This window comes from Paenibacillus kyungheensis, from assembly GCF_028606985.1.
GTDB lineage: Bacteria > Bacillota > Bacilli > Paenibacillales > Paenibacillaceae > Saccharibacillus > Saccharibacillus kyungheensis.
On sequence record NZ_CP117416.1, the window covers coordinates 4,393,641 to 4,408,154 of the forward strand.

Here is a 14,514-nt window from a genome sequence, read left to right on the forward strand (position 1 = left end):
AAACGAAAACATCGCGTGTTAGCTTATTGGATAAGCCCTCGACCGATTAGTATTGGTCAGCTCCATGCCTTGCGGCACTTCCACCCCCAACCTATCAACCTCGTCGTCTACAAGGGGTCTTACATACTGGGAAATCTCATCTTGAGGGGGGCTTCACGCTTAGATGCTTTCAGCGCTTATCCCTTCCGCACGTAGCTACCCAGCGATGCTCCTGGCGGAACAACTGGTACACCAGCGGTGCGTCCATCCCGGTCCTCTCGTACTAAGGACAGCTCCTCTCAAATTTCCTACGCCCACGACAGATAGGGACCGAACTGTCTCACGACGTTCTGAACCCAGCTCGCGTACCGCTTTAATGGGCGAACAGCCCAACCCTTGGGACCTACTTCAGCCCCAGGATGCGATGAGCCGACATCGAGGTGCCAAACCTCCCCGTCGATGTGGACTCTTGGGGGAGATAAGCCTGTTATCCCCAGGGTAGCTTTTATCCGTTGAGCGATGGCCCTTCCATGCGGTACCACCGGATCACTAAGCCCGACTTTCGTCCCTGCTCGACGTGTCTGTCTCGCAGTCAAGCTCCCTTATGCCTTTACACTCTTCGAATGATTTCCAACCATTCTGAGGGAACCTTAGGGCGCCTCCGTTACACTTTAGGAGGCGACCGCCCCAGTCAAACTGCCCACCTGACACGGTCCCTGTACCGGATCACGGTACGAGGTTAGAACTCAAATGCGATCAGGGTGGTATCCCAACGGCGCCTCAACCGAAGCTTGCGCTCCGATGTCTACGGCTCCCACCTATCCTGTACAAATCGCACCCCAGTTCAATATCAAGTTGCAGTAAAGCTCCATGGGGTCTTTCCGTCTTGTCGCGGGTAACCTGCATCTTCACAGGTATTAAAATTTCACCGGATCTCTCGTTGAGACAGCGCCCAAATCGTTACGCCATTCGTGCGGGTCAGAATTTACCTGACAAGGAATTTCGCTACCTTAGGACCGTTATAGTTACGGCCGCCGTTTACTGGGGCTTCGGTTCATAGCTTCGCTTGCGCTAACCACTCCCCTTAACCTTCCAGCACCGGGCAGGCGTCAGCCCGTATACTTCGCCTTGCGGCTTCGCACAGACCTGTGTTTTTGCTAAACAGTCGCTTGGGCCTTTTCACTGCGGCCCCCTCGTGCTATTCACACTACCGGGGCACCCCTTCTCCCGAAGTTACGGGGTCATTTTGCCGAGTTCCTTAACGAGAGTTCTTCCGCGCGCCTTAGAATTCTCTTCTCACCCACCTGTGTCGGTTTGCGGTACGGGCACCTGCTTCCTGGCTAGAGACTTTTCTTGGCAGTGTGAAATCATGACCTTCGCTACTGTAATTTTCGCTCCTCATCACAGCCTGGCCTTGGGGTATGCGGATTTGCCTACATACCAGCCTCACTGCTTGAACGGACATCCATCAGTCCGCGTCACTATCCTCCTGCGTCATCCCATTGCTCATAACGGCTTTCGGTGGTACAGGAATTTCAACCTGTTGTCCGTCGACTACGCCTTTCGGCCTCGCCTTAGGTCCCGACTTACCCTGAGAGGACGAGCCTTCCTCAGGAATCCTTGGGTTTTCGGCGGATCAGATTCTCACTGATCTTTTCGTTACTCATACCGGCATTCTCACTTGAATGAGGTCCAGCGCTCCTTGCGGTACACCTTCAATCTTCATTCAACGCTCCCCTACCCCTGATACAAAGTATCAAGCCATAGCTTCGGTGGTGTGTTTAGCCCCGTTACATTTTCGGCGCAAAGTCACTCGACCAGTGAGCTATTACGCACTCTTTCAATGGTGGCTGCTTCTAAGCCAACATCCTGGTTGTCTGTGCAACTTCACATCCTTTCCCACTTAACACACACTTGGGGACCTTAGCTGATGGTCTGGGCTGTTTCCCTTTCGACAATGGATCTTAGCACTCACTGTCTGACTCCCGGAATAAAGTCTGTGGCATTCGGAGTTTGACTGAACTTGGTAACCCTTGCGGGCCCCGCATCCAATCAGTGCTCTACCTCCACGACTCAACTTCCGAGGCTAGCCCTAAAGCTATTTCGGGGAGAACCAGCTATCTCCAGGTTCGATTGGAATTTCTCCGCTACCCCCACCTCATCCCCGCACTTTTCAACGTGCGTGGGTTCGGGCCTCCAGTACGTGTTACCGTACCTTCACCCTGGACAGGGGTAGATCACCTGGTTTCGGGTCTACGTCCACGTACTCAGTCGCCCTATTCAGACTCGCTTTCGCTGCGGCTCCGGCTTTTCACCTTAACCTTGCACGGGAACGTAACTCGCCGGTTCATTCTACAAAAGGCACGCCATCACCCAGTAATAGGGCTCTGACTTTTTGTAAGCACACGGTTTCAGGTTCTATTTCACTCCCCTTCCGGGGTCCTTTTCACCTTTCCCTCACGGTACTGCTTCACTATCGGTCGCTAGGGAGTATTTAGCCTTACCAGATGGTCCTGGCAGATTCATACGGGGTTTCACGTGCCCCGCACTACTCGGGATCCGTCTCGGAGAGAAGATGATTTTAGCTACAGGGCTTTCACCTTGTCTTGCGGGCCTTTCCAGACCTCTTCGCCTACCATCTTCCTTTGTAACTCCAAAGAGACGTCCCACAACCCCAACAAGCAAGCTCATTGGTTTGGGCTGTTCCGCGTTCGCTCGCCGCTACTGACGGAATCACTCTTGTTTTCTGTTCCTGAGGGTACTTAGATGTTTCAGTTCCCCTCGTCTGCCTCTGCACACCCTATGTATTCAGGTGTGAGTAACTGGAGATGAATCCAGTTAGGTTTCCCCATTCGGACATCCCCGGATCACAGCTTGCTTACAGCTCCCCGAGGCTTTATCGTTGTTCGCCACGTCCTTCATCGGCTCCTAGCGCCTAGGCATCCACCGTGTGCTCTTAGTAGCTTAACCTAAGTGTTTCTAAATCAATTAGAAACGGTGTATTTCAATTTCTCGCCTACTGCTGTTTAACACAGTCGTAGAGAAGAAACCTTCTAAAACGCGATGTTTCGTTTTCGGTATCCAGTTTTCAAGGATCAACAGTCTGAAAGAGGTTTACTCTTTCAAAACTGAACAACGAGTGAGTGGTGTCACCACTTGGATGACCACAGATCCACCGAAGTGTTCTGCGTTTGTCTTTCCCGAAAGAAAGACGTTCGAATGTTTCCGTTGCAGGAAACGATTCTCCATAGAAAGGAGGTGATCCAGCCGCACCTTCCGATACGGCTACCTTGTTACGACTTCACCCCAATCATCTACCCCACCTTCGGCGGCTGGCTCCTTGCGGTTACCCCACCGACTTCGGGTGTTGCAAACTCTCGTGGTGTGACGGGCGGTGTGTACAAGACCCGGGAACGTATTCACCGCGGCATGCTGATCCGCGATTACTAGCAATTCCGACTTCATGCAGGCGAGTTGCAGCCTGCAATCCGAACTGAGACCGGCTTTTAAGGATTGGCTCCATCTTGCGATATTGCTTCCCGTTGTACCGGCCATTGTAGTACGTGTGTAGCCCAAGTCATAAGGGGCATGATGATTTGACGTCATCCCCACCTTCCTCCGGTTTGTCACCGGCAGTCTGCTTAGAGTGCCCACCATAATGTGCTGGCAACTAAGCATAAGGGTTGCGCTCGTTGCGGGACTTAACCCAACATCTCACGACACGAGCTGACGACAACCATGCACCACCTGTCTCCTTTGTCCCGAAGGAAAAGACTATCTCTAGTCCGGTCAAAGGGATGTCAAGACTTGGTAAGGTTCTTCGCGTTGCTTCGAATTAAACCACATACTCCACTGCTTGTGCGGGTCCCCGTCAATTCCTTTGAGTTTCAGTCTTGCGACCGTACTCCCCAGGCGGAATGCTTAATGTGTTAACTTCGGCACCAAGGGTATCGAAACCCCTAACACCTAGCATTCATCGTTTACGGCGTGGACTACCAGGGTATCTAATCCTGTTTGCTCCCCACGCTTTCGCGCCTCAGCGTCAGTTACAGCCCAGAAAGTCGCCTTCGCCACTGGTGTTCCTCCACATCTCTACGCATTTCACCGCTACACGTGGAATTCCACTTTCCTCTTCTGTACTCAAGCTCTCCAGTTTCCAGTGCGACCCAAGGTTGAGCCTTGGGCTGTGACACCGGACTTAAAAAGCCGCCTGCGCGCGCTTTACGCCCAATAATTCCGGACAACGCTTGCCCCCTACGTATTACCGCGGCTGCTGGCACGTAGTTAGCCGGGGCTTTCTTCTCAGGTACCGTCACTCCGAGTTCAGTTACTAACCCGGACGTTCTTCCCTGGCAACAGAGCTTTACGATCCGAAAACCTTCATCACTCACGCGGCGTTGCTCCGTCAGACTTGCGTCCATTGCGGAAGATTCCCTACTGCTGCCTCCCGTAGGAGTCTGGGCCGTGTCTCAGTCCCAGTGTGGCCGATCACCCTCTCAGGTCGGCTACGCATCGTCGCCTTGGTGAGCCGTTACCTCACCAACTAGCTAATGCGCCGCAGGCCCATCCTCAAGTGACAGATTGCTCCGTCTTTCCAAATTCGTTCAGGCGAACAAATCATGTATTCGGTATTAGCTACCGTTTCCGGTAGTTGTCCCAAGCTTGAGGGCAGGTTGCCTACGTGTTACTCACCCGTCCGCCGCTAAGAATGAAAGAAGCAAGCTTCCTTCATTCTCCGCTCGACTTGCATGTATTAGGCACGCCGCCAGCGTTCGTCCTGAGCCAGGATCAAACTCTCCATAAAGTGTTTGACTTGCTCAATCTAAAACTGGCGAGAACCGAAGTTCTCTATTTGTAAAGGTCGGCTAAGACCTTCATTACTCACTCGTTGTTCAGTTTTCAAAGATCAAACATTTCGTTTGTTTTGCTTTTGTGCACCGACGCGTTATCGCATCAGCAACTCTTATAATATATCATGCTCATTTCATTTCGTCAACACTTTTTTTCAATCTTTTTTTCAAGCGATCTACAATGTTGAAATTTGTTAATCTCTCTCATTGCGTTCATCACTTTAAAACATTAAAAACAGTGCGAGAATTAATTTATCATATATTTATAGTTTACGTCAATAGTTTTCTATAATTTAATTATTAGTCTCTTTGTAGCGACCATTCCGTACATATTTTGATAGTTCTTTTTGTGGTGCAAAACGTGCATACATTTGGAAAATAGTTTTATATCTTTTATCTATTGATTTACGTATATCTTGATTTAATCGTTGATCACTTAGATCAAATAACATTTCGTCTAACTCTTTCCGTAATACATACGCCATCTCTTTGCACTCTTTATCGTTCAATAACATTCCAAGCATATAAATATCCTCCCTAAATTGTAACTCTTCACAGTATATCTTTCAGGCTGCTATTTATCAGTTCATACCTCTTGATAGAATTATGATAGATAACAGCCTTCTGGATAGTGATGAATTAACCTAATTAGGCATACTTGTAACTGTTTGTATGTGGTTTTTTATAAATAACTAAGCCTTCATCAACCAAAATGTTATTGTACTCTCGATGATTGCTGCTACAAAAAGGATAATTACGATCCAAAATGAAGCAGTAATTGTAGATCTCATAAATTGTTTCCACGCTATTTTAAGTTGATATCGTCCTGTTGGGTTCCAAGTAGTCAGACTATCTAATACTAACTTGCCTAATTTTAAGCTATAAGCTGCTGCGATAAGAATAGCTGGAATTTCAAATATTCCATGTGGTAATAATCCTTTGACTATTAAAGTCACCACATCCTGTCCTTGCATATCATAAGTTCGTAATAGAAATCCTATAATCATTCCGTTCATGACTAAGAAGAATACAGGGACAATCCCAATAAAGACTCCTAAATAGATGATAAGGATACTTTTAATTGCATTGTTCAAAAAGATGAATACAAAATAATTAAGTTCTACATGCTGTCCTTGATCAAGCTGCTCTTTAACTATTTGCAATTGTTGTAGTTGTTCTCTTAGATAGTTACCTAATGGTTCAACTAATAAGATACCTGCTATGATTCCTACTACAAACAGAACAGTTGAAACCAACAGCATGGATCGGTTGGATTTGAGATCGCACCAAAAGGTACGAAACGAAAATAATGAACCCATATGTGTACTCCTTTGCAATGTCATTTGATAAGAAGATAAAAAATAAAGAGAAAGGTATACTACTCCTTCCTCTCTATCTGCTCTTTATATATTCCTCATAATCTTGTTTAAGATTTAGTTGTGTTTCTCAATAACTTTCAGAGCTAACTCATTATACAGTTGACCGATTTCACTATCTTCTTTGTAGACAGAAGGTGAAAAATCCGGGTCTGTTGGTAAATTATCAGGTGCACCTAATGGAATTTGAGCGAGTAACTCTGTATGCAAGGTTTCTGCAAGTTGTCCACCGCCACCTCTACCAAATACATACTCTCTTTGTCCATCTCTTGCCTGGTAATAGGACATATTTTCAACAACACCTAGAATTTCATGATCGGTCTGTAGTGCCATTGTTCCTGCGCGAGCTGCTACAAATGCTGCTGTTGCATGAGGAGTCGTGACGAGTATCTCTTTACTTTGTGGCAGAATTTGATGAACATCGAGTGCGACATCACCTGTTCCTGGTGGAAGATCTAACAACATGTAATCCAGTTGATCCCAATCCACATCTGCAAAAAATTGACGAAGCATTTTGCCAAGCATCGGTCCGCGCCATATAACAGGATTATTTTCTTTAATAAAGAATCCCATCGACATCACTTGAACTCCAAATCGCTCCACCGGTTGAATACGTCCTTCTTCTACTGTAGGCCCTTCTTCTATTCCCATCATATCTGGAATACTGAACCCGTAAATATCAGCATCAATAATCCCGACTCTTTTTCCTTGGCGCACTAATGCGGTTGCTAAATTGACAGTAACAGTAGATTTACCTACTCCACCTTTGCCACTAGCTACAGCTATAAAACGAACACCAGAGTTAGCATGAATGATAGGGAGCTGCTCCAGACCTGCTGCATGACCTTTGTGGGTCTCAGATTCAGGCGGTAATGCTTCTTCTGTGTCTGGAGAGAGTAATTGACGTACTGTAGCCATTTCAAGCTCAGAAGGCGCTCTGAAACGAATATGTAGATCAATAGGTTCTACAATTTTAAGAGCTGACCGAATCGACTGTTCTAAAGCGTCTTTATACTCTTGACCTAACTCAATCCCCACTACGGTGAGAGAAATTCTGGAATCTTTGATCATAATATCACGAATAAATTGCATTTCTACCAGAGGAAAATCGTACTGTGGATCTGTAACAGTACTTAGTAATTCCAAAACATAGTCTCTTGATAACATATGAGGTGCACTCCTTATGTGATTAGATTCAATATACCGTTATAAAGATAACCATGAGATCATAACGCAATACGTTGTATTATACCATTTTATAATATTGATTCGCGAATCATACATTGTAAAAATACAAATAAAATGTTTCTGCATCTATTCGAGTTGTTCTATATACTAAAAACCGTTCTACTCTAGATCATCATAACATGACCCAAGTAAAACGGTTTTGTTGTTCTCACAATTATGAGTTGATATGTTCAGCCATACCTTCGATCAACACTTCTGCTACTTCTGGACGTGTGAATTCAGGCGGAGGGCATTGACCATCTCTTAGTAATGCTCTTACTTTTGTCCCAGAAAGGGTTAAATGATTTTCTTTCGGATGCGGGCAGGTTTTGCTAGAAGCCATATTGCCGCATTTGGTACAAAAAAAGCTATGTTCAAAAAATAGTGGCATAATTCCTAATTCTTCTGCTGTAAAATGCTTAAAAATTTCTTGAGCTTCATATGTTCCGTAATAATCACCCACACCTGCATGATCACGACCAACGATAAAATGAGTGCAACCATAATTTTTGCGAACCATTGCATGGAATATAGCTTCTCTTGGCCCCGCATAACGCATAGCCGCCGGAAATACACCTAAAAATGCTCGATCTTTTGGATAGTAATTTTCTAAAAGAACCAAATAACTACGCATCCGTACATTAGCAGGAACATCATCCGATTTGGTTTCACCTACTAATGGATTCAGAAACAAAGCATCTACAATTTCCATCGCACTTTTTTGAATATACTCATGAGCACGATGAACAGGATTACGAGTCTGGAATCCTACTACAGTTTTCCAACCTTTATCTGCAAAAATTTGTCTTGTTTGTTCGGGATCAAAATAAAACTCACCAAATTTCTCAGGCTGAGGACGTTTTAAGACTTGGATAGGTCCTCCAACATAAATGGAAGAACGACTAAGTAATTTTTGTACCCCTGGATGCTCTGGATCATCGGTTTTGAAGACTTTCACAGCTTCTTGTTGTTGATCTACGTTATAGATACTACGTACTTCTAATGTACCGTAGATTTCTCCATCCTGCTCTCCTACCAAAGCCACCTGTTCGCCGATTTGCAATGTGGATGTAATAGACTCGTCTAAAGCTAGAGTAATTGGAATACTCCATACCGTACCATTGAACAATCTCATATTTTCCAAAACAGAATGATAGTCCTTCTCTTCCATAAATCCTTCTAGTGGAGAGAAAGCACCTACACCTATAAGATCTAGATCAGATATAGTCCATGTATTGATAGGAATCTGTTTCCATTGCTGAGCTTGAGCCAATAACTGATCACGATCTTCCTCTTTTACAATACGTTGAATCAATCGACCACCATGCGGCAAAATTGTTGTCATTCTGTAATCGCTCCTGTCTTATCATAAATAGGTATGTTGTATTGTCTAACTGTGCTAAGTATACATGAAGCCGACCAGATGGTTAGAAAAATCACTTGGTCGGCTTATGTTATTTATATTTATCATGAAGTTAATTTGTTTATTTGTGCAATCCACATTCTGTTTTATCTGAATTAGCCCAGCGTCCTGCGCGAGGGTCTTCACCAGGCATCACCTGACGTGTGCATTGTTCACAACCTATACTAGGATAATGTTGATCATGAAGAGGGTTGTAGATAATATCGTTATCACGGATATACTTCCATACGTCTTCAGAAGTCCAATCTGCAATCGGATTAAACTTCATTAATCCAAATTTAGAATCGTACTCTATTTTTTTAGCATTTGCACGAGTTGGCGCTTGATCGCGACGAATACCTGTAATCCAAGAATCATATTGAGATAATATACGAGTTAAAGGCTCTACTTTACGAATATTGCAGCATGCATTAGGATCGACTGTCCATAAAGCTTCTCCATGAGCGGCTGCTTGTTCTTCCGGTGTTAGCTTAGGATCTACTTTTACAAACTCCAAACCATAACGTTCAATCATACGATCACGTGTCTCGTAGGTTTCTTTAAAATGGAAATCGGTATCTAAATAGAAAATATCAGTGGACGGGCTGATATTTTGTAACATATCAACAATAACTACATCTTCCGCTCCAAAACTACAAGCAAAAGTAAGACTTTCAAAATTATCCACAGCCCAACGAATCACTTGTTCAGCTGTAGCATGTTCTAATTCTTCAGCTTTCACTCTAGCTAATTCTTCTTTTTCCAATAGATTCATATTTAGTTCCCCCACCTTTGGAATTCATTTTCCCATTTTGGTTTTAAGTACGTTCAACAAATGACTATTTTTTAATCACATTTTTAAAGCCGACTAAACAACTAAGAATTATGTATATTATAGTACTTAATGGTTGAGGATTCAATAGTATTTTGAAAGTTAATCACAAGTTATTCACACTATTTTATAACTAGGAATAACTTTGTTGAAATGATTGTCGAAATTGTTACTTTATACACAAGGTTATGCACAAATCACATGTGGTCAAATGGTGGTCAAACGAGCTTCGATTGAAAGATAACCACAAAAAAGCCTCCCACCATTTCTGGTAAGAGGCTTCTGTAATCCTTGATAAACAAGGGATATTAACGTTTGGAGAACTGAGGTGCGCGACGTGCTGCTTTAAGACCGTATTTTTTACGCTCTTTCATACGAGGGTCACGAGTCAGGAATCCAGCTTTTTTCAAAGATCCACGAAGTTCAGGATCAGCTTTAAGCAATGCACGGGAAATACCGTGACGGATTGCTCCTGCTTGACCAGAAATACCACCACCGTGAGCTAATACGATTACATCGTAGCTTCCGATTGTTTCTGTCAAGTTAAGTGGTTGTTTTACGATCAGTTTAAGTGTATCTAAACCGAAATATTCATTGATGTCGCGTTTATTGATGACAATGCGTCCTTCACCCGGTACAAGGCGAACACGTGCTACCGAATGTTTACGACGACCTGTCCCATAGTATTGTACTTGTGCCATGAAACTGTCCTCCTTTTAATTAGCCGCGAAGTTCGTAAACTTCCGGTTTTTGTGCTGCATGTGGGTGTTCTACGCCAGCATATGCTTTCAATCTTAACTTCATTTGGTTACCCATACGAGTTTTTGGAAGCATACCATGAACTGCAAATTCGATTACACGTTCAGGTTTGTTTTTGATCATTTCATCAGCAGTGGTAACTTTAAGACCACCTGGATGCATGGAGTGACGGTAGTATTTTTTGTCTTGCAATTTTTTACCAGTCAAGTGGATTTTGTCAGCATTGATTACGATAACGAAATCTCCACCGTCTACATGAGGGGTAAATTGTGGTTTGTGTTTGCCGCGAATAAGTGCAGCTGCTTCACTAGCCAAACGACCAAGCGTTTTGCCTTCAGCATCGATAATGTGCCAATTGCGTTCTACTTCACTTGGCTTCGCAATGTACGTCGTACGCATGAAAAGTTCCTCCTTAGTGTGCTTTTGAAAATATATCATTAAGACATATTCTCATATATCTTCGTTCTTGAGTTAGTATTGTTAATACACAGTGTTACATAGTCATTAAGTGATGGATTAAAAATTTTTGGTGGTGTTATTCTTAATGGGGCTGTGGGATAGCCTTAAGAAAACACAAACTTTATTTTACAGCATAAAAACATGTTAAGCAAGAACTATTTGAAGTTTTTCTAGAAAAATTTTCGTAGGAATTCCCTTTGAAATTTTACTATGTATTAAACTCCTCATAGTGAACCCCCCACATCGTTAACGCTTTGCTAACTGCGGTAGGTCCTGCCATACTACGATCCTCTGCAGCAATCATTCTAGGAATAGCATCCGGTTCGTGTTTCCCTTCTCCCACTTGTACCAGAGTCCCTATAATGATACGTACCATATGCTGTAAAAATCCACTGCCTGTTATATAAAAGTGTAAAATACCTTGGTCTCTTGTATCAGGACGGGTCATAGAATAATCTACTTCCAAACGTGCCTCATAGATTGTACGGATATGACTTTGCTTTTCGGAATGTTTTGAAGCAAACGTTGTGAAGTCATAAGTGCCAATAAAGTAGGAAAGAGCTTCACGCATTGCTCCAATATTCAGTTTGCCTGGATGATGTAATTGCATATGCCTTAGAAAAACATCTGGATATTGATTAGCGTTAATCGTGTATCGATATGTTTTTCGTTTAGCTGAGCGCCGTGAGTGGAAGTCCAAATGAACCTCGCGCGCATTTGTAACAATAATATCTTTAGGCAAGCGACCATTTAAAGCAAGTGGCCAACGTTCTGCTGGAACAGTTGATTCAGTCAAGAAATGAAATACTTGTCCGATCGCATGTACACCCGCATCGGTACGACCTGAGCCATGAATCTTTGATTTTTCTCCAATGATCGAAGCAATTGCTTTTTCTAAATGATCCTGAATCGTATTTCCGTCTGGTTGGGTCTGAAATCCGTTATATCTTGTTCCATCGTAATTGACAGTCATACAAAGATTCCTCATATATCCTCACCTTTTATACAAAGCAAGGGAGCCCCTAATGGAGCTCCCTCCCTCATTATCCTCAAACACTGCATGTTCCAAACAGAGAAAAAAAGGGTTTTGTCAGAATCTGTTGACCCTGTCCACCCTTTCCTCATCTGCATGTTACGCGCGGTCTACCAATTCAAGATAAACCATAGGTGCAGCATCGCCGCGACGAGGTCCTAATTTAAGAATACGAGTGTATCCACCTGGACGCTCTGCATAGCGAGTTGCTAAATCAGAAAACAATTTTTGGATAGCATCTTGTCCACCATCGAGAGACTCGCGACGAACATAAGCAGCTACTTGACGACGAGCATGAAGATCTCCACGTTTAGAAAGGGTGATCAATTTTTCAGCGATAGAACGAACTTCTTTCGCTTTAGCTTCAGTCGTTTGAATACGCTCATACAAGAACAGGTCAGTTACCAGGTCACGAAACAAAGCTTTACGAGCGCTGGAATTACGACCCAATTTTTGGTATGCCATGTTGTTTTTCCCTCCTTCATTACACTATTAAATGATTAGTCTTCTTGACGAAGTCCTAATCCTAATTCTTCAAGCTTCTCTTGAACTTCCTCAAGCGATTTGCGGCCCAAGTTGCGGACTTTCATCATATCGTCTTCGGATTTCGTAGTTAGCTCTTGTACGGTATTGATACCAGCACGTTTCAAGCAGTTGTAAGAACGTACAGAGAGATCAAGCTCTTCGATAGTCATCTCGAGCACTTTCTCTTTTTTATCTTCCTCTTTTTCGACCATGATTTCAGCATCTTTTGCTTCGTCAGTCAGACCAACAAACAACATCAAATGCTCAGTCAAAATTTTAGCGCCCAGACTAACTGCTTCTTCTGGTCGAATGCTACCATCCGTCCAAATTTCAATAGTTAGCTTGTCATAGTTCGTTACTTGACCTACACGAGTATTTTCCACGCCATAGTTAACGCGGGAAATCGGAGTATAGATAGAATCTACAGGAATGACACCAATTGGTTGATCATCACGTTTATTCTTATCTGCAGCAACATAGCCACGACCACGATTTGCAAAAATACGCATATGAAGTCTAGAACCTGGAGCTAAAGTGGCGATATGAAGATCCGGATTCAGGATTTCAACATCACTGTCTGCACGGATATCTCCTGCAGTGATCGCCCCTTCTCCTTCCGCATCAATCTCCAACACTTTTTCTTCATCAGAGTGGATCTTAAGCGAAAGGGCCTTGAGGTTCAGAATGATTTCTGTAACGTCTTCCATCACACCTTGAACCGTTGAGAACTCATGCAATACACCATCGATTTGAACAGATGTTACTGCTGCTCCCGGAAGAGAAGATAACAAAATTCTACGAAGTGAGTTGCCAAGTGTTGTGCCATAACCACGTTCGAGCGGTTCAATGATGAATTTACCGTAGTTACCTTCATCATTTACATCTACGGTCTCAATTTTCGGCTTTTCGATTTCTATCACTGCAATATCCCTCCTTCAAAACGTCGCTCCTGTGAAACTGTCGCTGAATACTTACAAATAGACATGCAGTAGTATACCCGGTAAATGTATCTTTACCTTTGCCGGGGATTATACTACAAAATAAAGAGACATGCTTCAATTATACGCGGCGACGTTTTGGTGGACGGCATCCGTTATGCGGGATTGGCGTTACATCTTTGATTAGGTTAACTTCAAGACCAGCTGCTTGCAAAGAACGAATTGCTGCTTCGCGTCCAGCTCCTGGACCTTTAACCATAACCTCAACGGCTTTCATACCGTGTTCCATTGCTGCTTTAGCTGCTGTTTCAGCTGCTAATTGCGCTGCGAATGGAGTAGACTTACGAGAACCTCTGAAACCTAAACCGCCTGAGCTAGCCCAAGAGATCGCGTTTCCGTGAGGATCCGTAATTGTAACGATTGTATTATTAAACGTGGAACGGATGTGCGCCACGCCAGATTCAATATTTTTACGGTCACGACGTTTTGTACGTACGACTTTTTTAGCTTTAGCCATTGTGCTTTAACCTCCCTTACTTCTTCTTGTTCGCTACTGTACGACGAGGACCTTTACGTGTACGAGCATTAGTTTTAGTACGTTGTCCACGAACCGGCAATCCACGACGGTGACGAACACCACGGTAACATCCGATTTCGATTAGACGTTTAATGTTAAGAGAGATCTCACGACGAAGATCACCTTCAACTTTAGTACTACCAATTACTTCACGCAATTTTCCTACTTCATCTTCTGTAAGATCGCGGACACGAGTGTTCAGGTCAATACCAGTATCACTCAGAATTTTCTGGGAAGTCGTTTTACCGATTCCGAAAATATATGTCAAGGCGATCTCAACGCGTTTATCACGTGGTAAATCCACGCCAGCTATACGTGCCATTTTACGCTACACCCCCTAGATAATTATCCCTGTTTTTGTTTGTGTTTAGGATTCTCACAAATAACCATTACATTCCCTTTGCGGCGAATGACTTTGCATTTTTCGCAGATGGGTTTTACAGAAGGTCTTACCTTCATGCTAATTACCTCCTCAAGTTTTACGTCCGTAAAACTTACTTGTAATCATTGTATCTGCTGACAAGCAATGATTTCATAAACATCTATTATAACATAGA

At 43.6% G+C, this 14,514-nt stretch carries 13 protein-coding genes and 2 rRNA genes; all 15 read right to left on the minus strand.

Annotated features, from left to right (window positions below; genetic code table 11):
- Positions 1 to 26: 26 nt before the first annotated feature.
- Positions 27 to 2,949 (minus strand): 23S ribosomal RNA (locus PQ456_RS19035).
- Positions 2,950 to 3,230: 281 nt separating this feature from the next.
- Positions 3,231 to 4,783, minus strand: a 16S ribosomal RNA gene (locus tag PQ456_RS19040).
- The 16S and 23S rRNA genes sit together here, the layout of an rRNA operon.
- Before the next feature lie 339 nt (positions 4,784 to 5,122).
- Positions 5,123 to 5,353, minus strand: coding sequence for a hypothetical protein (locus tag PQ456_RS19045; RefSeq protein WP_069328383.1), 231 nt, complete (start codon positions 5,351 to 5,353; stop codon positions 5,123 to 5,125).
- A 168-nt stretch (positions 5,354 to 5,521) separates the two neighbouring features.
- Positions 5,522 to 6,148 (minus strand): stage II sporulation protein M, encoded by a 627-nt coding sequence (locus tag PQ456_RS19050; protein WP_273613656.1) that lies wholly within the window; start codon positions 6,146 to 6,148, stop codon positions 5,522 to 5,524.
- Positions 6,149 to 6,262: 114 nt separating this feature from the next.
- Positions 6,263 to 7,372, minus strand: a complete 1,110-nt coding sequence (locus PQ456_RS19055; RefSeq protein ID WP_273613657.1) for an Mrp/NBP35 family ATP-binding protein — start codon at positions 7,370 to 7,372, stop codon at positions 6,263 to 6,265.
- Between the two features lie 235 nt (positions 7,373 to 7,607).
- Positions 7,608 to 8,777, minus strand: a complete 1,170-nt coding sequence (sat, locus tag PQ456_RS19060) for a sulfate adenylyltransferase (RefSeq protein ID WP_273613658.1) — start codon at positions 8,775 to 8,777, stop codon at positions 7,608 to 7,610.
- Positions 8,778 to 8,916: 139 nt separating this feature from the next.
- Entirely contained in the window at positions 8,917 to 9,609 is a 693-nt protein-coding gene (locus tag PQ456_RS19065; RefSeq protein ID WP_204827276.1) for a phosphoadenylyl-sulfate reductase, read from the minus strand.
- Positions 9,610 to 9,974: 365 nt separating this feature from the next.
- Positions 9,975 to 10,367, minus strand: coding sequence for a 30S ribosomal protein S9 (gene rpsI / locus PQ456_RS19070; protein ID WP_069328378.1), 393 nt, complete (start codon positions 10,365 to 10,367; stop codon positions 9,975 to 9,977).
- Between the two features lie 19 nt (positions 10,368 to 10,386).
- A complete protein-coding gene (gene rplM / locus PQ456_RS19075; protein WP_273613659.1) occupies positions 10,387 to 10,824 on the minus strand; it encodes a 50S ribosomal protein L13 in 438 nt (145 codons plus the stop codon).
- A gap of 268 nt (positions 10,825 to 11,092) precedes the next feature.
- Positions 11,093 to 11,872, minus strand: a complete 780-nt coding sequence (gene truA, locus PQ456_RS19080) for a tRNA pseudouridine(38-40) synthase TruA (RefSeq protein ID WP_273613660.1) — start codon at positions 11,870 to 11,872, stop codon at positions 11,093 to 11,095.
- A 144-nt stretch (positions 11,873 to 12,016) separates the two neighbouring features.
- Positions 12,017 to 12,382 (minus strand): 50S ribosomal protein L17, encoded by a 366-nt coding sequence (gene rplQ, locus PQ456_RS19085; RefSeq protein ID WP_069328375.1) that lies wholly within the window; start codon positions 12,380 to 12,382, stop codon positions 12,017 to 12,019.
- A 35-nt stretch (positions 12,383 to 12,417) separates the two neighbouring features.
- Positions 12,418 to 13,362 carry a DNA-directed RNA polymerase subunit alpha gene (locus PQ456_RS19090; protein ID WP_069328374.1) on the minus strand — a complete coding sequence of 315 codons (945 nt, stop codon included), beginning with the start codon at positions 13,360 to 13,362 and terminating at the stop codon, positions 12,418 to 12,420.
- 139 nt (positions 13,363 to 13,501) lie between these two features.
- Positions 13,502 to 13,897 (minus strand): 30S ribosomal protein S11, encoded by a 396-nt coding sequence (rpsK, locus tag PQ456_RS19095; protein WP_017815387.1) that lies wholly within the window; start codon positions 13,895 to 13,897, stop codon positions 13,502 to 13,504.
- A 16-nt stretch (positions 13,898 to 13,913) separates the two neighbouring features.
- A complete protein-coding gene (rpsM, locus tag PQ456_RS19100; RefSeq protein WP_069328373.1) occupies positions 13,914 to 14,279 on the minus strand; it encodes a 30S ribosomal protein S13 in 366 nt (121 codons plus the stop codon).
- Between the two features lie 23 nt (positions 14,280 to 14,302).
- Entirely contained in the window at positions 14,303 to 14,416 is a 114-nt protein-coding gene (rpmJ, locus tag PQ456_RS19105) for a 50S ribosomal protein L36 (RefSeq protein ID WP_003333770.1), read from the minus strand.
- Positions 14,417 to 14,514 lie beyond the last annotated feature (98 nt).

Bases quoted from the DNA above. Each gene is read 5' to 3' on its own strand.
- PQ456_RS19045 (WP_069328383.1), bottom strand. From the start codon at position 5,353: ATGCTTGGAATGTTATTGAACGATAAAGAGTGCAAAGAGATGGCGTAT.
- PQ456_RS19050 (WP_273613656.1), bottom strand. From the start codon at position 6,148: ATGGGTTCATTATTTTCGTTTCGTACCTTTTGGTGCGATCTCAAATCC.
- PQ456_RS19055 (WP_273613657.1), bottom strand. From the start codon at position 7,372: ATGTTATCAAGAGACTATGTTTTGGAATTACTAAGTACTGTTACAGAT.
- sat (WP_273613658.1), bottom strand. From the start codon at position 8,777: ATGACAACAATTTTGCCGCATGGTGGTCGATTGATTCAACGTATTGTA.
- PQ456_RS19065 (WP_204827276.1), bottom strand. From the start codon at position 9,609: ATGAATCTATTGGAAAAAGAAGAATTAGCTAGAGTGAAAGCTGAAGAA.
- rpsI (WP_069328378.1), bottom strand. From the start codon at position 10,367: ATGGCACAAGTACAATACTATGGGACAGGTCGTCGTAAACATTCGGTA.
- rplM (WP_273613659.1), bottom strand. From the start codon at position 10,824: ATGCGTACGACGTACATTGCGAAGCCAAGTGAAGTAGAACGCAATTGG.
- truA (WP_273613660.1), bottom strand. From the start codon at position 11,872: ATGAGGAATCTTTGTATGACTGTCAATTACGATGGAACAAGATATAAC.
- rplQ (WP_069328375.1), bottom strand. From the start codon at position 12,382: ATGGCATACCAAAAATTGGGTCGTAATTCCAGCGCTCGTAAAGCTTTG.
- rpsK (WP_017815387.1), bottom strand. From the start codon at position 13,897: ATGGCTAAAGCTAAAAAAGTCGTACGTACAAAACGTCGTGACCGTAAA.
- rpsM (WP_069328373.1), bottom strand. From the start codon at position 14,279: ATGGCACGTATAGCTGGCGTGGATTTACCACGTGATAAACGCGTTGAG.
- rpmJ (WP_003333770.1), bottom strand. From the start codon at position 14,416: ATGAAGGTAAGACCTTCTGTAAAACCCATCTGCGAAAAATGCAAAGTC.